A 17756-nucleotide genomic window follows, 5' to 3' on the forward strand; every position below is an offset into this window, starting at 1 on the left:
TGCGGAGGCGTTGAGGTGCAGGTGGGTGGCGCGCTTTCATCTGCCGCAGCAAATGCCGGTTCTACTGCGGCAGACCCCTACCGTGATCTCCGCCTGGACAGCTGGACCCTGCACCGGCTACGGCACTCCACGCTCACCCACGATGCGGAGGGCGGCACCTCCACCCCGATGCCGCTGGCCCGCTCCCGGCACGCCTCCGTCCGCTCCCTGGAGCGGTACGCCCGCCCCGGCGTCGACGCGGTCGCCCGGCACGTCGCGGAACGCGACCCCGCCACCCGACGCAAAGGTTGAGCCCCCGGAACCTACCGGTGAGTTACTTGCTCCCTGGTGTCCGGGGCTGATACTGGTGGGCTCTCGTATTAAGACCGACCGACTGGTTACCTTGTGTGATCGCCAGCGGCGTACGGCTCCGCGTCCCGCCGCTCTCCTTGAGGAGGTGGCCGGTGTGCGCGACCAGTGCCAGCCTCATTGTCTGCGGTGGGCGTGCGCGCCGGCCTGCCCAGCCGGACCGGATGTGGTCGGTCAGCGTCTGACGATCCGGTCGAGGACGGTGGCGATGGCGGACTTGAACGCGTCGCGGTGGTAGAGGGGCTGTGCGGGCAGTTCGCTGGTGGGGCGCACGCCCCGGTCGGCGAGGATGTAGAGCAGGCGCAGGGTGCGCAGGCAGTTGCTGATGTGGGCGGGCACCGGGAGGCTGATGCGGTCGGCCCCGAAGCGGTCGGCGATCGGGTCCAGCCAGCCGACGGTGTCGCGTTCGCTCAGGTCGGTGCGGGTGAGGACCCGGGCGATCGCCCGGGCCAGGCGGTCGTCCTCCAGCTGGTCGTAGACGTGGTCGGTGGGCGCCGTCAGCCGCGCGGCGGCGAGGTCCAGCATCCGCACCGGCGCCACCTCGGGGTGGCAGCCGAAGCCGGCGAGCAGGTCCGCACCGTGGGCCACCGCGTGCAGCCAGCCGAGCGTCTCGTCGTGCCCGCGTAGATCCCGCTCGGCCGGGTACCAGCGCTCGAACGCGTCCACCCAGCTGGCCTTGAAGTCCCCCGCGGTCACCAGCATGTCGAGCACGAGTGGGGCGAAGGTGCGGGCCTCGACACGTGGGTCGGTGAACCGGTCGGCCATCTCGTCGCCCAGCTCCAGCCGCCGGGACCTCCCGATCACGCCTCGGGCGATCCAGGTCGCGAGGACGGTGTGGGGCGCGCCGTCCCGGACCAGTGGATCGGGATCCGCCAGCGCGCGGGACAGCTCGCGGACGAGGTCGTCCATGGGCCGGTCGGCAGGCACGGCACAGTCGGCGGCCTCTACGCTCTTCCAGTCGATCATGACGGGCAGAATAGGTCCTTGCCATTGCCGCACACCTGCGAATTATGTCCAGGCACCCACCTCAATCCGTCAACTCCCCGACCGGAACCGAAAGTTCTGGCGTCTGTATCACGCTGCCCGCCGAAGCCGGACAGCGTGACGCGCAGCGGCTCGGTTTAGCGCGCCATCGCCGCTGGTCGGTGACCAGCCGAAGCCAGACCGCTGGTCACGCGGCGGTCGGAACATCGGAACGAAAACTGGCGCTAAGGATCTGTCGGCCCTGGTGGGCGACGGTGCGTCGACTCCGGGACGGGTCTGAAGTCGTCCCACAGGCAACACCCCAATATCTGCGGTAGCTTGATCCGTGACCTGCGGTGACGTTCTCCGGGCCGCCGTACGTGAAGCGGCCCTGATATCTGCGGCAAGGGGGAAGTGGTGCCGACGTTGTGCAGCTGCCGACCGGGAAGGCGTTGACCGTTCGTGCGGCAGCCGACCGGCGGTCCTGGGCATCGCTGGCCCCGGCAGAACGCCGTCGACTGGTCGGCCCGGAGGGCGGTTCGTGCCTGCTGGCGGTGAAGAACGGCGGCGGCCCGTTCACCCGCACGGCCTTCTATGGCACCCGTCCCTACTCCCAGCTCCGTGCCGAGTTCGAGCGTCGCCGCCAGGCCCTGCAGCAGACCGGAGACATCCCCGACCCCCGTGAAGCTCAGATCGTCCGACTCAAGGCAGGCTCAGGGAACGGCTGACCCGATCCGAGCAGACGATCAACGAGCTTATGGACTTCCGTGCCCAGGCCCTGGCGCGGCTCGCCGCCCAGCATGAAGAGATCGTCCGACTCCGTGAAGCCGCCCTCGGCACAAGCCGCGTGAGCCGCCTTCCCGCACCGCGAACCACAGTGATCGGAACGTGCAGCTGACACACCGGGATGCACTGGGCACTGTCGGACGCGGGGCGATCGAAAAGGGCTTGCGGACGGGGTGGCGCTTGGCTAGACCTTACGGCGGAACCCCCACCACGAGAGTGAGGGCCACGACAGCGAGAGGAGGGATAAGCCCATGATCCCCATGATCACCGCGCTTGTGTCCTCCCGGGGTGCGGACCACATCTGACCTCGGAGCGGACGGGCGCCTTCACCGGAGCGTGCCTTGACCGTGAAACAGAACGACCTGACCATGCGTCCGATCACCGGACGTGAAGAACTAGACCTCTTCTCCCAACTGCCTTACACCCTCAACGAGGAATTGGCGGACGACCTTGCCGCCGGCCGCCGACGTCCGGAATGGATGTGGGTCGCCCTGCGCGGCGAGCGCCTACTGGCCAGGGTCGCATGGTGGGGTCGGGCCGGAGACGACACACCATTCCTTTTGGATATTTTCGACATCGACGACAGCAGCGCGGATCGCGATCGCGTGGACATCGGCGTGCGGCTGCTGCGGGCTGCCACGGCCGCAGTGGTCCCAGCCGACGCCCGTCCACCCGAGTACAACCGAGCCGTCCCACCCGATTGGCGCGAGGGCGGAGTGACCGGGCGCATCGTCGAGGACCGCATGCTCGCCCTGGAACGGACCGGCGCCCGCCAGTTCGTCGAACGGCTGCTTCTGGAGTGGCGTCCCGAGACGCCACTCCCCGAGCCGAAGGGGCGCCTGGCGTTCCGGCCGGTCCGCGACACCGAGGAAATCCTCTCCCTGATGACTCGGATCCTGGACGGAACGCTGGACGCGCACAGCAGGGACGACCTGACCCGGATGTCCCCCCGCGAAGCGGCGGCCAGACACTATGAGGAGGAGCTCGCGCACTTCCGGAGCCCGCAGGACTGGTGGCGGATCGCGACACTGCCGGACGGCGAGCCGGTGGGGTTCGTCACCCCAGCCCGCAACGACTACAACCCCGTCATCGGCTACCTCGCCGTACTCCCCGAACATCGGGGCAACGGCTACATCGACGAGATCCTTGCCGAAGGCACCCGGATCCTCAGCGCGCAGGATGTCCCCCGCATCCGAGCTGCCACGGATCTCGGCAACACCCCCATGGCGAACGCCTTCCAGCGCATCGGATACGTCAACTTCGCACGCCGGATCTGCATGATCTGGAGCTGACCGAGGGCGCGGGGCTCCCGCAACGGCGTCCCGCGCACTCGCCCGCGATCGACAGAGTGAACTGCATCACACCAGCAAGGCTGGAATGCAACACGCACTGCCCCCATCGTCGCGAACGCGGCGTCAAATCTCGGCTGCCCAATCACGACACGACTCCGACTGCACACGGCCTCTGCGGACACAAGGCACACCTCTCTGACCCACCTCGGCGAGCAGGGCTCGTCGCTCCTGATGCTCATGGCGAAGTCCCGGCACAAGAAGCCGGAGAACGTCCGCCACTACTTCAAGCCGTCCCCAGAGGCGATCGCCGAGCTCACGAGCCTGCTCGCTCCCGGCGATAGCAGCCGATGAGCGCTCTCGACGAGCTGCTGGCCAAGCAGCTGATCGCCGCCGCCAGCGCGGAGACCGCCCCCCATCACCGCCCGCATCTGGGGCGGGATACCCACCGAGGACTTGGCCGCCGGCCGCGTCCTCGCCCGGGTCACCGAGCGCGCCGACGCGGAGCTTGCGGCGCTGACCGCCCGACCATCTGATCGAGCCGATCGAGGACCGGCCGGGACACCGGCGGGCGGCGGGTGAGGTAGCCGAGCGAGAACGCGGACGGCCCGCTTCCCGTCCCTCCTCGCGGGGCCGGTCCCTTGACATCGCGGCACCTGTTGTGTCTGGTCAGGGCGGCCAAAGGGCCTTTCTGGCCCTCGGTCATAGTGGGCGCCATGGACTATGACGTAGTGGTGGCCGGAGGCGGCCCGGTCGGACTGATGCTGGCCTGCGAGCTCCGGCTCGGAGGCGCACGGGTGGCCGTCCTGGACGTGTGAGCCGTCAGTCCTTCCGAGCGGAAGGCACCGGCCCAAACCCCGGCCAGCACAGGGCAATGTGCGCGGCGACTGGCCGGTGGCCTCGGACGCTTTCCGCAGCACGCGCCGCAACCCTTCGCGCCGTTCGTCCCACCCGGCCTCGGAATCATCGGCAGAGCGGCATGTTGGCACCGGGCCTCCGGCTCAGATCACTGGGTGGAGATCTTGTGGACGGTGGTGTCGCCGGGGTCCAGCCGTCGCCCGTCCGCAGACAGCACTTCCAGTGCGCGGAGGCGATGTCCCTGTCGGCGGTCGACCAACTGTGAGTGCGGTTCGCCGGGGGCGAAGAAGTTCTGCTCGCCCCACTGCCGCAGTGCCACGATGACGGGGAAGAGCGCCTTGCCCTTCGGAGTCAGTACGTACTCGCGGTAGGCGCTGCCGTCCGAGGCGGGAACGGATTCGAGGACACCGCCGGCGACTTGGGTGATCCTTCTCGACCTCGCCGTGCAGGCGGTCCATGTCACCAACCAGACCCTCATCTACGCGCTGCACCCGGACGCGGGCAGCCGACTGATCGGCGGATACATGGTCTTCTACTCGATCGGCAGCGCCACCGGCGCCATCACCGCAACCTCCCTTTACACGGTGGCCGGCTAGGGCGCCGTATGCGCACTGGGTGCCGCGTTCAGCTGCCTCGGGCTCGTGCTGTGGGCGTTCACTCGGCACAGCACCCCGGATTCGGCTGCCAAGGTGACCTCTCGCAGCGAAGCCTGAGCGTTCTCGCCGAACGTTGAGTGACGGGCGCGCCGCAGGTCAGAGGAGTGTGCGGCCCCTTCAGGGAGTGGCGACACAGTCGGCGTAAGACCGACCGGCAATAGGGGGGCGGCGTCGCGGGGCTGGGCACGCACATCTGCCGCGTTGTCGTCAATCAACAACTTCCCCAAGCTCTCGGCTTCGCTCGAGCAGGGGAGACCCCATTGCGTTGCCTCAATCCTCCGCCTTGCAGCTGCACGCACCCAGCCCCGCTCCTTCACCCACCCCCCAATTGCCGGTCGGTCTAAGTTGCTGGAGCCGTAACGGTTGCCTCGTCACGGCATGAGGTGGTTTGAAGCCTCCCCCCGCAGGGCGGCTTCGAAGGGCCACAAAACCTTCATCTTCCGCACAGCACCACTCAGAAGCTGTTCCTACTGTCAACTCCCCTTCGTGTTCAGGACACAATCCCGAGCGAAATAGGCGGCTGCCCGGCGCAGGATCTCGCGCTCAGCTGCCACTCCTGCTCGGGCTTGAGCAGCCGGGCGTTCTCCACCCGCAGCCGAGCCAGCACCTCGGCCGCGCTCACGCTGCCGTCGCGGCCCTCGGGCGCGGCCTGAATCCTGTCCTTGCGCACCCACGTCCGCAGCGATTCCGCGGTGATGCCGAGATCTGCGGCCACCGCCCCGTACGTCCGCTTCCCGGCCGCGGCGCGGGAGAGCGCGACGGCATCCTTCCTGAACTCCTCCGGACACGGAGACTTGCGTCCCACCTGGACATCCCTCCCTGGACCGTCAAGATCCATTGTCAGGGTGTCCACTCCACAAGACCATCCTCAGGAGTGGAACGCTCCCGGCCCGTGGACTCACTTGATTTGGACGATGAAGCCGTCGTCCTTGGCGTCGATGATCCGGTTCTTCGTCATGAACTGGCCGAGCAGGATTCCTGCGTCACGGTTCTCCGCGGTGACCAGCGGCATGGCGGAGAAGTTGTTCTGTTTGGGCGCTGTCGGCTCGGACAGGGACTGCGCGGCGCCCTGGTAGGTGGTGGCGAACGGGAATTCGTCGCACTGGTACTTGCTGTTCTGCGAGTACTTCTTGCCCCAGTACTTCTCGCAGACCTTGATGGCCTCGCTCCGGTTCTTCTTACGACGGTCAGCGTCCCGGAAGAGCCGGTCGAGCGGGTTCGAAGCGCTCTGCCCGGGAATCTTCTTGGCCGGGTTCACAGGCTTGGTTGCCCCGGGACTGGAGTAGGCCATCTTGATGTGCTCGGCAACCGCCTTCTCGGGCGCACCTGTTTTGCTGCTGTACGTCAGCGTGGAGAGGTAACTGAACGCAGCGGCGCCGTCATCCCTGCTGACGTAGGTGGCCTTGTCCCAGCGCGGCGCGAGCATGAACAGTTTCCCGCCCGCGCCGTTGAGGGTGCAGCCGGGAGGAGGTGTGATGCTGATGATCGGTTCGTACACCGCGAAGACTGTGTCGTCAGGCTTGGATCCCTGCTTGGAAGCCGCCTTGACGGTGTGCTTGAAGGTCTTCATCTTCGCGAGCTGATCAAAGCTCGGCGCCCCCGGCACGTTGCCGCCCTGGGTGATCTCGGCGGCAGCCGGCCACTTCTGAGGTCCATATCAGCGGACGTCCCAGCTTCTTGCCCCCGGGCAACAACGCTCGGCAGCGAGGGCGACGTCGCAGTCGCAAATGGACTTCGATGGTGACGACCTCGCGATCGGCGGCCGGGTGATCCTGGTGATCACTTCATGGATCTCATGCTGTGTGGTGGAGCAGGAGAGCAGCGGCAAGTTCGCGCCACTCGTGCTCGGGCAGAGAGGTGGTGTCGGCGGTGAGTACTTGCAGGCAGACGTGGTCAGCTCCTGCGTCAAGGTGCTCCTGAACGCGTCGGCCGATCGCTTCCGCTTCCCCGTAGGCAACGATCGCGTCCACCAGTCGACGGCTCGGTCCGCCGACGATGTCCTCGTCGTTGAAGCCGAGTCGTCGAACGTTCGCTTCCTGATGCGGTGCCGAGAGGTAGCTGGCGACGTGTGCCGTGGCCACTTGGCGGGCGCGGCTCAGGTCGGTGTCGAGCACCACTGCCTGCTCCACGGCGAGGAAGGCGTTCGGTCCCATGATCTGGCGCGCCTGTTCGGTGTGCTCGGTGGACACGAAGTAGGGGTGCGCGCCCCAGGTGTGTTCGGCGGCCAGCTGAAGCATCTTCGGGCCGAGGGCGGCCAGTGCGCGGCGCGGAGCCGGGTCCGCTATGGGGCCGTGGGCGGGTACCGCATCCATGGCCTGCAGGTAGGCGCGCATGGTGGTCACCGCTCTGCCGCGGGCCGGTACGGGGTAGCCGTCCAGCTCGTGGACGGTGTCGTCGACGCGATGTCCGCCCAGGCCGAGTACATAGCGTCCGGGGAACGCCTCGCCCAGCGCACGTGTCGCGGTAGCGGTGGCGATCGGGTCCCGGAACGCAATGTTGGCGATGCCGGAGGCAACGACGATGCGCTGCGTCGCCGACAGCAACAGCCACGCCTGGCCCACTGTGTCGCGTCCGAACGCCTCCCCGAACCAGATGGCCCCGTAACCCAACTCCTCGATCTCCGCAGCCGATTCCCGCACCCGCCCGGCGGGTTGCCCCTCGTAGGCGAAGGTCCAGATCCCGACTCGTCCCAGCTCGGTCTGCCCGCTGTCCGTCATCCGCACTCCTCAGGCCATGCGTTCCGGAGAGGTTCTCCGTTTGGTGGAAGGTAATATACGGAGATGTGCTCCGCTTAACTACCCCGAACTCGGCCGAAAGACGGGACGATGACGACCACACACGGGCACGTCCCCGCGCGACGGCCGCGGCGTACCGATGCGCGACTCAACCGGGAACGTCTCATCGCCACGGCGCAGGAAGTATTCGCTGAAGCCGGACCGGAGGCGTCCCTCAACGAGGTCGCCCGCCGAGCCGGCGTGGGCCCGGGGACCTTGTACCGTCACTTCCCGAACCGCTCCGCCTTGCTGACCGCGGTCCTCAGGGGCCGGATCGAGACGCTGTGCGAGCTGGCCGAGACGCTGTCCTCCTCGGAATCCGCCGACGACGCGCTGACGCAATGGCTGCGCGCGTTCCTCGTCCATGCCAGGGTCAACCAAGGGCTGGGGGGCGCGTTGATGGTTGAGGAGCCGGTCGCGCTGGGGCTCGACTGTCATCGGCTGCTCCTGGACGCGGCAGCCGATCTTCTTGCCCAGGCCCAGCGACGGGGAACGGCGCGCGCCGACCTGACCGCCGACGACCTGGTCCAACTTGTCGTCGGGATTGCGCTGTCCACAGCGCGCAGCCACGACGCGGAACAGCCCGACCGGCTGCTCACTCTGGTACTTGATGCGACGTACAGGACACCGCTTCAGAACGAGTGATCGCAACGATGTCCGCTGCACATCAGCTTGTACCTGACTCCTCCGCCAAGGGAACCATGTGGTCGATATCGAGCTTGCCCGCAGCGGCGACCGTGACCTCGTCGTAGTACGACAGCCACTCACCGCCCGTCAGCGCACACCGCGCCCCCTGTTCCGGCGCCTTGACCGCCTCCGCGAGCAGGACCTCGTTGCGCGTGGCCCGGGCCACGGACCAGCTCGTGCAGCGGCGACAGGCCGGCTTTCCCGTCGAGACCAGCGTGGGAGCTTTGACCGAGGCGCGGCGGGCAGCGCTGGAGGAGATCGACCCAGGATGGTGCCCGGTATGGGACACGGGATGGCAACGCTGCTTCCGCCTCACCCAGAACCACCACCCGCGAGCGCCGTGCGTTGAGCGTCTCCTCTCGGCGACGCCACGCACAGCGCTCGCGGGTTGGCGGCTTCGTGTCGCGACAGGACCGTCGGATCAGCCGATCAGGGTGTCCTTCAGCCAGGGGGCGATCACGGCCATCGCCTCGCCGAAGCCCGAGATAGCGCAGTGGCCGGTGTCCGGGATCAGTTCGACCTGGGTGTCCCGGCGGCCCTCGAACACCAAGGTGTCGTCCAGTGGGACGTGGACGTCCTCGGTGCCGTTGACCACCAGCATCGGCCCATTGGCGTCCTGGTCCAGCAGCGGGCGCAGGTCGAAGGCCGCGAAGGCCTCCTCGCGCTCGGTCGTGCTCGGCATGGCGTCGAAGCCGAGGGCGTTGCCGACGATGCCATCCATGCCGAAGGCGAAGCCGCGGTCCGGAGCGAAGGAGCGCTCCACCGGGCCGCCGAGCACCACAGAGGCGTCCACCGCCGCGGTCAGCCCGGTCCGGGCGGAGTAGTAACCGCCCATCGAGATGCCGAAGTGGCCGACCTTCCCGTTGCCGATCGTGCGGGCGAAGGAGACCAGTCCGGCAATGACCTCGGCCCCGCCATCCGGGGTCATTGGCAGGTGGGCGGTCTCGCCGGTGCCGGCGATGTCGAACAGCAGCAGCCGTACCGGCAGCGCGAGCGCGAGCTGCTCCCACATGCTGTGCAGGTCGGTCTTCCAGGAGTCCACCCCGCCGCTGGCCAGCACGACCGGCGCGTCGGCGGGCAGGCCGGGGGCAGCTATCAGGTGGATCGGCAGGGTGGCCTCGCCGCTGCGGTACGGGACGGTGAGCGTGCGGCGCTCGAACTCCACCGGGAAGCCGGGGGCGGCGAGGGCGTACTGCTCGACCTGGCGGGCGAGCGCGGTGCGCTTCGGTTCGTCGGCCAGTGAGGGGAACTTGGCCCAGCCGTACGCCTGTGCGGCCAGGCGGTGGCGCCCGGCCTCGGCGTGCCGGGCGGCGAGGGCGGACCACTCGTACACCCAGCTGCCGGGCCGGTCGGGCCACATCTCGGTGATGGCGGCGCGGACCGCGTCCACCTCGTCGACGGGGAGGCCGAGGGTCATCTGCGGGTAGCGCTCGACGAACAGGTCCTGTGGGTTCAGGGGCCAGGTGAAGGACATGGTGATGCCTCCTGTACTTAAAGCCGGAACTCTTGCATTAGTGACTATGCGCCCGGGCGGCACTTAATGCAAGCCATCCTGCGTTAAGGTGGTGGTCGAGGTGATCGACACATGACTGAGGAAGAACCGGAGCCGGTCCGCCGCCGCCCTGGCGGCCGCGCCGCGCGCGTCCGCCAGGCCGTTCTGGCAGCCGCCATGGAGGTGCTGGCCGAGGAGGGCATCGCGCGGCTCAGCATCGCCGAGGTCGCGGCCCGTGCCGGGGTCAACGAGACCACGGTGTACCGGCGTTGGGGCAGTCGGGAGAAGCTCGTGCTGGACGCCATGCTGGTCGGCAGTGACGAGGGCATCCCCGTCCCCGACACCGGAGACGTCCGCACCGACCTGGCCGCCTTCGCCCGCGCGCTGGCCGAATACCTGGCCACCCCGACCGGCCGCTCCGTTGCCCGGGAGGCCTCGCTCAGCTCCGAGGACCCCGACCTCGCCGCGGCTTGGCACACCTTCTGGCAGTCCCGCCTCGATCAGGCCGGCGCCATCATCAGCCGGGCCGTCGAACGCGGGGAACTCCCGGCGGACACGGACGCGGCCCTGGCACTGGAACTGCTCTGCTCCCCGCTCCAGACCCGCTCCCTGCTCGGCCACCGCCCGATCGAGCCGGACCTGCCGGAGCGCTTGACGGACTTGGTACTGGACGGTCTGAAGGAGAAGAGATAGGGGCTACCCCCAGAGATACGCCTGCCCAGCCTGACCGGTCACGGTCACGGTCACGGAGAGGCTGTCGCCCTCGCGGGTGACACCGATACGGAACTGGGCCATGCCACCGGACCTCGCCGCGCGCAGGGCGTCGAACACGGGTAGCAGGGACCGGTGGTTCGGGAGCGGCTCGGTGGAGGAGTTCGCAGACAGGCTGCCACACCCGGTGGTGCGGAACGCCGGAAGGACCGGGGCCCGGGACCGCCTGAGCCCACCGGGCTGCCCAGGCGGCCCGGTGGGCTCAGCGGTAGGTCACGACCAGGAAGCGGCCACCAGCGAGCGTTCCGCAGCCGCCAGGTGCACGGCCGAGGCGAGCCAGGCCCTCGCGTAGGCGTCGGCCGAGGGGTCGGTCAGGCGGCCGAAGGTGTCGCGGGGGCGGCGGCCCGCCTCCGTTGTCAGGGCCTGTGCGAGGTGGGCCGCTACGCCGAGTTCCGCCCGGGTCAGGCGGGCGGAGAGCGAGGCCGCATCCGTCCCGCGGCCCGCCTCAGCCACGGCACGGCGACCGCCCGCGACGCCCGTCTCCAGCAGGCGCCGGACACGCCACAGCGGTGCCTCCGCCAGCGGGTCGGGGCCCGCGGTGACCGGCCCGCAGTCCGCGGATCCTGCCGTCTCGCGGGGGAAGTGCTCGCCCTGGAGCCGGTCGTATCCCAGGTCGGCACGGCCCTTCCACGCGTCCGGCAGCCGCAGCGTGGCGGACGCCCCCGGCACCGGCCCGACCGCCAGCGGCCGGAGCGTCGCCGCCCGGTCCAGGTCGGGACGGCCGAGCACACGCAGGGCGAGCCCCGGGTGTTCGGCGATCCGGCGCAGGTTGGCGGCGTGCGGCAGCTCCGGGTGGGGGTGTGCGGGGCGGAGCCGCAGCAGCGGTCCCTCACCGGCGACGCGGACGACGACAGAGTCGCCGGCCGCACCGATCACCTCGACGTCGCAGCCCAGCAGACTCGGCGCCGTCCTGCCGGGCCCGCCCGCCTCGGGCGCGCCGTCGGCGAGCACAGCGGCCATCGCCTCCTGCACCGGTCGGGTGAAGAGGGCCGCGGCGGGTTCCTCGGACCAGTCCACCCCGCGCAGTGGCGTCGCGCTGACCCCCCGCCCTGCCCCGAGCCGCCCGTCCGCGGAGACGGTCGCGCCGACGATCCGCAGACCCCCGCGCGCCAGCCCGGCGTGGTCGAGGACGGCACCACCGAGCGCCACGGACGCGGACCCCGCGCCCTTCACGCGGGCGAGGCCACCGGGGCGCACGTCGGACACCGTGTAACCGGCGCCGTCCGAACCGACCAGGTGCGTGGTCACTCCGCCGTACCCCGTCGCGGACAGCACCGGCTCCCGGCACAGGCCGTACACCCGCAGGCTGCCGCCCTGTTCGTAGACCCGGCGCGCGGAGCCCGCCGCATCCGTGTCGGCCGACCCGGAGGCGAGCATGGCGGTGCCGACCAGCAGCTCACGGAAGGCTCCGGTGAGGTCGGCGAGACGTTGTCCCTCGCTCCGCTCCCGCGCGGCCCTCAGGCTCCGTACGACTCGCAGCGCGGCCGCTTCGGCCCGCGGCAGCCCGGCCAGCCGCGCAGTGTGGGCAGCGCGGAGCAGCTCGGCCTGCACCACGGCGCCGCCCGCCGTGACGCCGGCGGACAGGGCCTCGGCGGCGGCGTCCCACAGCGCCGTGGCGGCAAGGACCTGCGCCGCGGTGAGGGCGGCCGGCGTGACCACCGTGGCCGCAACACCGGCGGCGGGGGCAGTGGGTGCGGGCTCCTCGGGGCCCGCACCCGTGTCGGAGGCTGTGCCCGAGCCTGCGGCCTTACCCGTACCCGAGTCGTCACCCCCGCCCGTGTCGCCCTCCCCATCGGCGATGGGTGCCGCGCCCAGGACCGCGGCCCGGTGCAGGCAGCGCGGGGCCAACAGGCAGGTGCACACAGCCTGTTCCGCGTTCGTGACCGTGCCGGACGGGCCCGGGCGCAGCGTGACCGTGGCGTCCTCGCCGAAGTGGACCTCGACCGCCCTGCCGGCCGTGGCGGAGGCCTGGTCGGCGCAGCCCGAGATCGCCGCGTCGAGTTTCTTGCGCAGCCGTGCGCTGAGCTGCTCCACGGCGTCGGCGAGGACGTCGGGGGCGACGGGAGGCAGGAGTTCGGTGCTCAACGGGGTTCTCCACGGAGGCGGTCGCCCACCCAGCGGGCGAGTTCGAGCGGGCTGAGGGCGGCCACCGGCATACCGGCCGCGACGAGTTGGCGTGCCACGGACACCGAGTAGCGCGGCGTGCCGGTGTCATCGAGCGCCGCGCAGCCCAGCAGGTGGGCGCCGGAGGACGCCAGGGCACGCACCTCGCCCAGCAGCCCGCCGAGCGGTGCGCCCTCCTCGAAATCGCTGACCACGACGACTAGCGTGCGGCTCGGCACGGTGATCAGCGAACGCGCGTGCGCGAGACCGGCCGCGATGTGCGTACCGCCGCCGACCCGGACCTCCAGCAGCAGCGACAGCGGATCCTCGACCCGGTCGGTCAGGTCGATCACCTGCGTGGAGAAGGCCAAGAAGTGCGTGGACAGGGTCGGAACCCCGCCGAGGACCGCGGCCGTCAGCGCCGACCAGATCACCGACGCCTCCATCGAGCCGGAGACATCGACGACGAGGACCAGGCGCCAGTCCGCCTCCTTGCTCGCCCGCGTGCTGAACAGCGGGCGCTCCGGTACGACGACGAGCCGGCCGTCCTCCGTCCGCCGGGTGTGAACGAGATTGGCCCGCAGGGTACGGGCGAGGTCGAGGCGCCCGCCGGGCCGTCGGGTCGGGCGCGGGGTGGCCAGACCGGTGAGCGCCGGGCGCAGGCGGGTGGCCAGCTCCCGGGACAGCTCGTCGACGAGCCGCTTCACCAGCGGGCGCAGCCGGGCGAGTTGGGCCTCGGGCATGCCTCCGGCCAGGGACAGCACCGAACCGAGCAGTTCCACCGACGGGCGTACCGACGCCGGATCGAGCTGCGCGAGCACGTCGGTGCGACCCGCGTCGGCGGCCTCCGCGAGGACCTCCTCGCGTACGTCGGTGCCGAAGAGGGCCTCCAGTTCCTGCGCCCACTCCCGCGCGGTGGGGAAGGACGGGTCCTGACCGCCGCCTTGACCTGGTGCGCCGCCGGCCAGGTCCTGGGCGCCTTCGCCGCGCCCGCGGCCGTAGAGCTCGTCCAGGGCGTGGGCGTAGCGGCGCGCGTCGCGGGTGAGCCGTTCCTTGTGGCGGCCGAGCAGCAGCCGCCAGCGGTCGGCACGGCCGAGCCGTCGGTCCGCGTCGTCCGCGGCGGCGCTGTCCGCTGGGGGTACGGGGCGGGGATTGTCGGCCGAGTCCGAGCCCGGGTCCGTTCCTGCGTCGGTGTCCGCGCCTGGCAGGCCCAGGGCCTTCAGCGCTGCCGATCCGGCCGCGTCGGCCGCCGCCCACAGGGCGAGCAGCTCGGGCGGGGCGTCGAGTGACAGGTCGAGCCGGTCACCGAGCCGCTCCGTCACGGTGGTGAGCAGCCTGTCGCGCGCGGCCGGGGCCAGCGTGTCGAAGCCGCCGCGCAGGGCCGGGAGCCGGTCGAGGAAGTCCTGGTCGGCCAGCGCGTCAACCCGGTCCATGAGCGCGGCAAGCGCGTCCGGCGACGCTTGGAGCAGGGGACCGGCGGCTGTGAGCAGCCCGGCAAGACGCTTCGCCAGCGCCCGGCGCGTGTCCGGAGCCGTGGCCCCGTCGATCCAGCCGGCCGTACGCTCGCCCAGCCCGGCCGCGTCGTCCAGGTCGAGCAGCACGCGTACGGCCAGGGCCGCGCCCTGGATGAGCGGGGAGCCCTCGGCCGCCAGCTCGGCGAGCGCCCGGTCCAGTCGCAGGCCCAGATGACGGGCGGCCGTCCGGTCCGCCAGCGCCACCAGCGCCCCGGCGTCGGCGCCGCTGTCGCTCCCGGCGAGGCCGGGCAGGGACCGGACCGCGGCCTCGAGGAGTTCCTCCGTGAGGGCGCCGGCCGTCGTGCGGGCGTCCTGCATCGTGTCGGGGTAGTGGCCGCGCCGCAGTCCCTCCAACAGGTCCAGGGCCTGGAGGAGCTCGGGCAGGTCGGCGCTGTCGGGCAGCACGACGGAGGCTTCGTCCAGGCGTGCTTCGACCAGTTCGGGCAGGCCGCAGCGCGCGGCGGCGGTCAGCCCGGTGAGGATCTGGGCCGGGGTGGGGCCGCCCTCGGCGGCCTCGTGGCGCGCGGTCGCGGCGAGCGTACCGGCGGCGGCCTGGGCCGCGGTCACCCCGCGCACGCCCGCGAGGTCGAGGCGTGCGGGCACGGACGGCGTCCACGTCAGACGCCACCTGGTGCCGAGCGCGGTGCCGTCGCCCGTGCTCGCCACGTCCAGGGGTTCGCCGTACGAGGCGCCGATCACCAGCAGCCGCTGGAGCAGCACTTCGCGGCGGCCGTCCAGCGGTGAACGGAGCGGGTCGAGGCGCAGGTCGCGGCGGTCGGGGTCGTCCGGTCGGGGCAGCCGCAGTTCCGCGAGTTCGGCCTCGACCGAAGGGCCGAGACCGGACCGGGGCGCGTGCGGGCTGATCCGGCCGCGTGCGGTGCCGACGAACACGGCCTCCAGCGCGCGGGCCAGGGCCCGGCCCCGGCCGAGGGGTTCGCCCTGACCGAGGACAGTGGTGATGGCCTCCAGGAGTTCGCCGCGCCCCGGCGCGGGCAGTCCGCGCAGGGCGGCCAGGTCGCAGGCCAGGCGCAGCGTCTCGGCGGCCTCGCCGGTCCCCGCGGTGTGACCGCCGCGGCGCATCTCGCGACACAGGCCGGTCACCGCGTCGGCAGCCGCCTCCCGGATCCGTTCCGGATCGCCGGCGGCGGTGAGCACCGCCTGCTGCCACAACGGGTCGCGGATTCCAGCCGGGTAGCCGGACCGGGAGTCGAGCAGGTCGAAGGAGTACGGCACGAGGGAGGTCACCGCCGAGCCCTCGGTCGCTGCGGCGCCGTCTTCCCCGGCCCTGCCGGCCGCCCAAACCCCTGCCGCGTCCGTACCGGACCCCCACGTGCGGGGCCCCGCACCGCGCGGCGCGGCCTCGGACGGGACGGCCGCCCGCCCCGTAGCGCCGGAGACGCCCGCCGTCCCGGCCCCGGCCTCCGCTCCGGCATCCGCCTCCGTGGACGCGATAAGCGCGGGTGCGTGGAAGGCGCCGATCACGGCTGCCACCCGACGCCCGTCCGCCGAGGCAGAGGCGATCACCTGCCGCATCCGTTCCTCCCGCGCCAGGTCGGCGGCGGGTACGGCGGCGTCGGCGCGCAGGGCCCAGCCCACGCCCAGTGCGGCTCGGCGCACCGCGTCCGGGGCGCACCCCGGAGCCAGCACCTCCACCGCGCGGTCCCACAAATCGTCACCGTCCCGGCCGGTCCCGGCGGCGGCGAGCGCCTCGGCGTACGAGCGCCGCACCCGCGTCGTCCCGTCGCCGGGAGCAGGGTCAGGACTGGCGCCGGGACCGGCGTCGAGCGCACCCGTGGCCCCCAAGGGCGCATCGGCCTCCGGACGTACGGCCTCGCTCCCTTCCCGCTCGCGCACCGGCCCGAGTGCCCCCGCCGACCAGCGCGGGTCGCCGAGGGGAAGGTCGCAGCACACGACCTCCACCCCGCGGTTTCTGGCCCAGCGGACCGCGGCGAGCTCCGGTGAGAAGTCCGCGAACGGGTAGAACGAAAGCCGTCCTCCCTCGCCCGCCCCGGCCAGGGCGACCGGGGTGACGGTTTCGGGGTCCGCCAGGTGTTCCAGCCAGGGCTGGAAGTCGGTCGGCAGCTCGACGCAGACCACCTCGGCCCGCGCCTCCTCCAGCAGGGCGGGTACCACCGCGGCCAGCGCCGGACTGTGGTGGCGCACTCCCAGCAGGTACGGCACACGCGATACGGCCAGTGCGTCCACGGCCGTCCGTGGATCGACGGTCGTCAACGCAGGCTCCCGCGCAGGTCCCAGAGCCGACGCCACATCGCCGAGCCGTTCTCGGCGCGGCGGCGCACCGGGCCGTCCCAGTAGCCCAGCAGCCGTGCGTGGTCGGCGGGGTCGTCCTTGCGGACCACACCGAGCAGATGTCCCGGCAGCAGGTCGAGCACGTCCTCGCCGGGCAGGTAGGCGGCCGCGACCCCCAGCGACGCCGCCACCTGGACGGCCTCGGCGGTGGACATGACCGTGCCCGGCCGCTCCACGTCCCAGCCCTCGTTGGAGCGGCCGGAGCGCAGGTCGCGGAAGACAGTGACGAGGGCGTCGAGGACGGCGTCATCGACGGCGAAGGCCGCGCCCGCCCGCTGCACGGCGGCGACAGCCTGGCGGCGTATCAGGACCGCCTCGGCGTCGGCGTCGGCGATCGGGTCGACGGTCTCGAAGTTGAAACGGCGCTTCAGCGCGGCCGACATCTCGGAGACGCCCCGGTCGCGCAGGTTGGCGGTGGCGATGACGGTGAAGCCGGGGGCGGCGCGGACGACCGCGTCCTCGGTGGAGGTCAGCTCGGGTACGCTGATCCGCCGGTCCGACAGGATGGAGACGAGGGCGTCCTGAACCTCGGGCAGACAGCGGGTGATCTCCTCGACCCGCACCACCCGTCCGGCCCGCATGGCGGCGAGGACTGGGGAGTCCACCAGGGCCTGCGGGGTGGGGCCCTGGGCGAGCAGCAGGGCGTAGTTCCAGCCGTAGCGGAACGCGTCCTCGGTGGTGCCCGCCGTGCCCTGCACCGTCAGGGCGCTGGTCCCGCTGACAGCGGCCGCGAGCAGCTCCGACACCATCGACTTGGCCGTACCGGGCTCACCGGTGAGCAGCAGCCCGCGCTCTCCGGCGAGGGTGACCACACAGCGTTCGACCAGCGCGCGCTCGCCGACGAACTTCGGGGCGATCACCAGCTTCGACGGCAGACCGGCGCGACGCCGGGGCAGGGCCAGCTCCACACCGTCGCTGCCGCAGACGAACGTGACCACCGCGCGAGGAGTGAGCGCCCAGCCGGGCGGCCGCGGCCCGGGGTCCTGGGCGGCGAGGAAGGCGAGTTCGGCGGCGTGACGCTCCTCGGCCGGCTGGCCCTGCCGGACGGGTGCGGTCTGTTCGGTGACGGTCATGCGGGTTTCCTTCGTCATGGTTCGACAGGTGTTCATACGGGTCGGGGACCGGCGCGGCGCACCCGGGGGCGGGCGCGCCGCGCCGTGCTGACGACGGGCGGCCGGTCAGCGGCGGCTCAGGTGCCGTTCGGC

At 71.4% G+C, this 17756-nt stretch carries 15 protein-coding genes and 5 pseudogenes; 9 read left to right on the forward strand and 11 right to left on the reverse strand.

The features are described 5' to 3' along the window. Positions 1 to 21 precede the first annotated feature (21 nt). A complete protein-coding gene (locus BT364_RS43620; RefSeq protein ID WP_256260360.1) occupies positions 22 to 291 on the forward strand; it encodes a hypothetical protein in 270 nt (89 codons plus the stop codon). Between the two features lie 231 nt (positions 292 to 522). Here BT364_RS43620 and BT364_RS35295 read toward each other — a convergent pair whose 3' ends face one another. Then, the gene (locus tag BT364_RS35295; RefSeq protein ID WP_072489275.1) at positions 523 to 1314 is read right to left on the reverse strand and encodes a DUF2785 domain-containing protein; all 792 of its coding nucleotides are present in this window, start codon (positions 1312 to 1314) and stop codon (positions 523 to 525) included. A 425-nt stretch (positions 1315 to 1739) separates the two neighbouring features. On the opposite strand from BT364_RS35295, the gene BT364_RS43625 reads away from it, so the two are divergent. The 5 genes and pseudogenes from BT364_RS43625 to BT364_RS42070 all read left to right on the forward strand — a co-directional run bounded on the left by BT364_RS43625 (position 1740) and on the right by BT364_RS42070 (position 4204). After that, on the forward strand, positions 1740 to 2039 hold the full coding sequence (locus BT364_RS43625) for a hypothetical protein (protein ID WP_256260367.1): 300 nt from the start codon (positions 1740 to 1742) through the stop codon (positions 2037 to 2039). A gap of 426 nt (positions 2040 to 2465) precedes the next feature. Beyond that, on the forward strand, positions 2466 to 3389 hold the full coding sequence (locus BT364_RS35305) for a GNAT family N-acetyltransferase (protein ID WP_072489293.1): 924 nt from the start codon (positions 2466 to 2468) through the stop codon (positions 3387 to 3389). Positions 3390 to 3572: 183 nt separating this feature from the next. Beyond that, positions 3573 to 3740: pseudogene (locus BT364_RS43630) on the forward strand (site-specific integrase); the annotation flags it as partial. A gap of 23 nt (positions 3741 to 3763) precedes the next feature. Then, a pseudogene (locus BT364_RS43635) lies at positions 3764 to 3968 on the forward strand (hypothetical protein); the annotation flags it as partial. Positions 3969 to 4102: 134 nt separating this feature from the next. Further along, positions 4103 to 4204, forward strand: a complete 102-nt coding sequence (locus BT364_RS42070) for an FAD-dependent monooxygenase (RefSeq protein ID WP_371268688.1) — start codon at positions 4103 to 4105, stop codon at positions 4202 to 4204. A 188-nt stretch (positions 4205 to 4392) separates the two neighbouring features. Here the strand turns inward: BT364_RS42070 and BT364_RS35315 are convergent. After that, positions 4393 to 4689: pseudogene (locus BT364_RS35315) on the reverse strand (winged helix-turn-helix transcriptional regulator); the annotation flags it as partial. On the opposite strand from BT364_RS35315, the pseudogene BT364_RS35320 reads away from it, so the two are divergent. Continuing rightward, positions 4667 to 4957: pseudogene (locus tag BT364_RS35320) on the forward strand (MFS transporter); the annotation flags it as partial. The pseudogenes BT364_RS35315 and BT364_RS35320 overlap by 23 nt on opposite strands. A 433-nt stretch (positions 4958 to 5390) precedes the next feature. Here BT364_RS35320 and BT364_RS40590 read toward each other — a convergent pair. The 3 genes from BT364_RS40590 to BT364_RS35335 all read right to left on the reverse strand — a co-directional run bounded on the left by BT364_RS40590 (position 5391) and on the right by BT364_RS35335 (position 7617). Further along, positions 5391 to 5705: a transposase gene (locus tag BT364_RS40590; RefSeq protein ID WP_177328365.1), complete on the reverse strand. Its 315-nt coding sequence runs from the start codon at positions 5703 to 5705 to the stop codon at positions 5391 to 5393. 93 nt (positions 5706 to 5798) lie between these two features. Continuing rightward, complete coding sequence (locus BT364_RS39555; RefSeq protein WP_143166603.1) at positions 5799 to 6506, reverse strand: NucA/NucB deoxyribonuclease domain-containing protein; 708 nt, start codon at positions 6504 to 6506, stop codon at positions 5799 to 5801. A gap of 187 nt (positions 6507 to 6693) precedes the next feature. Continuing rightward, positions 6694 to 7617 (reverse strand): TIGR03620 family F420-dependent LLM class oxidoreductase, encoded by a 924-nt coding sequence (locus BT364_RS35335; RefSeq protein ID WP_072489277.1) that lies wholly within the window; start codon positions 7615 to 7617, stop codon positions 6694 to 6696. A gap of 108 nt (positions 7618 to 7725) precedes the next feature. On the opposite strand from BT364_RS35335, the gene BT364_RS35340 reads away from it, so the two are divergent. Then, a complete protein-coding gene (locus BT364_RS35340) occupies positions 7726 to 8319 on the forward strand; it encodes a TetR/AcrR family transcriptional regulator (RefSeq protein WP_072489278.1) in 594 nt (197 codons plus the stop codon). Positions 8320 to 8359: 40 nt separating this feature from the next. On the opposite strand, the pseudogene BT364_RS35345 reads toward BT364_RS35340, so the two are convergent. Next, positions 8360 to 8515, reverse strand: a pseudogene (locus BT364_RS35345) (HNH endonuclease); the annotation flags it as partial. Between the two features lie 267 nt (positions 8516 to 8782). Continuing rightward, positions 8783 to 9835, reverse strand: coding sequence for an alpha/beta hydrolase (locus tag BT364_RS35350; RefSeq protein WP_072489279.1), 1053 nt, complete (start codon positions 9833 to 9835; stop codon positions 8783 to 8785). Between the two features lie 111 nt (positions 9836 to 9946). Between BT364_RS35350 and BT364_RS35355 the strand changes: the two genes are divergently transcribed. Further along, complete coding sequence (locus BT364_RS35355) at positions 9947 to 10546, forward strand: TetR/AcrR family transcriptional regulator (protein WP_072489280.1); 600 nt, start codon at positions 9947 to 9949, stop codon at positions 10544 to 10546. 3 nt (positions 10547 to 10549) lie between these two features. Here the strand turns inward: BT364_RS35355 and BT364_RS43640 are convergent, their stop codons facing one another. The 4 genes from BT364_RS43640 to BT364_RS35370 all read right to left on the reverse strand — a co-directional run bounded on the left by BT364_RS43640 (position 10550) and on the right by BT364_RS35370 (position 17624). Beyond that, entirely contained in the window at positions 10550 to 10684 is a 135-nt protein-coding gene (locus BT364_RS43640) for a hypothetical protein (protein WP_256260361.1), read from the reverse strand. 153 nt (positions 10685 to 10837) lie between these two features. Beyond that, positions 10838 to 12709: an SWIM zinc finger family protein gene (locus tag BT364_RS35360; RefSeq protein WP_072489281.1), complete on the reverse strand. Its 1872-nt coding sequence runs from the start codon at positions 12707 to 12709 to the stop codon at positions 10838 to 10840. After that, positions 12706 to 16473 (reverse strand): vWA domain-containing protein, encoded by a 3768-nt coding sequence (locus BT364_RS35365; protein ID WP_072489282.1) that lies wholly within the window; start codon positions 16471 to 16473, stop codon positions 12706 to 12708. Before BT364_RS35365 ends, BT364_RS35360 begins: the two co-directional genes overlap by 4 nt. Next, positions 16470 to 17624, reverse strand: a complete 1155-nt coding sequence (locus BT364_RS35370) for an ATP-binding protein (RefSeq protein ID WP_072489283.1) — start codon at positions 17622 to 17624, stop codon at positions 16470 to 16472. Before BT364_RS35370 ends, BT364_RS35365 begins: the two co-directional genes overlap by 4 nt. Positions 17625 to 17756 lie beyond the last annotated feature (132 nt).

It is taken from the genome of Streptomyces atratus (assembly GCF_900119365.1).
Lineage (GTDB): Bacteria > Actinomycetota > Actinomycetes > Streptomycetales > Streptomycetaceae > Streptomyces > Streptomyces atratus_B.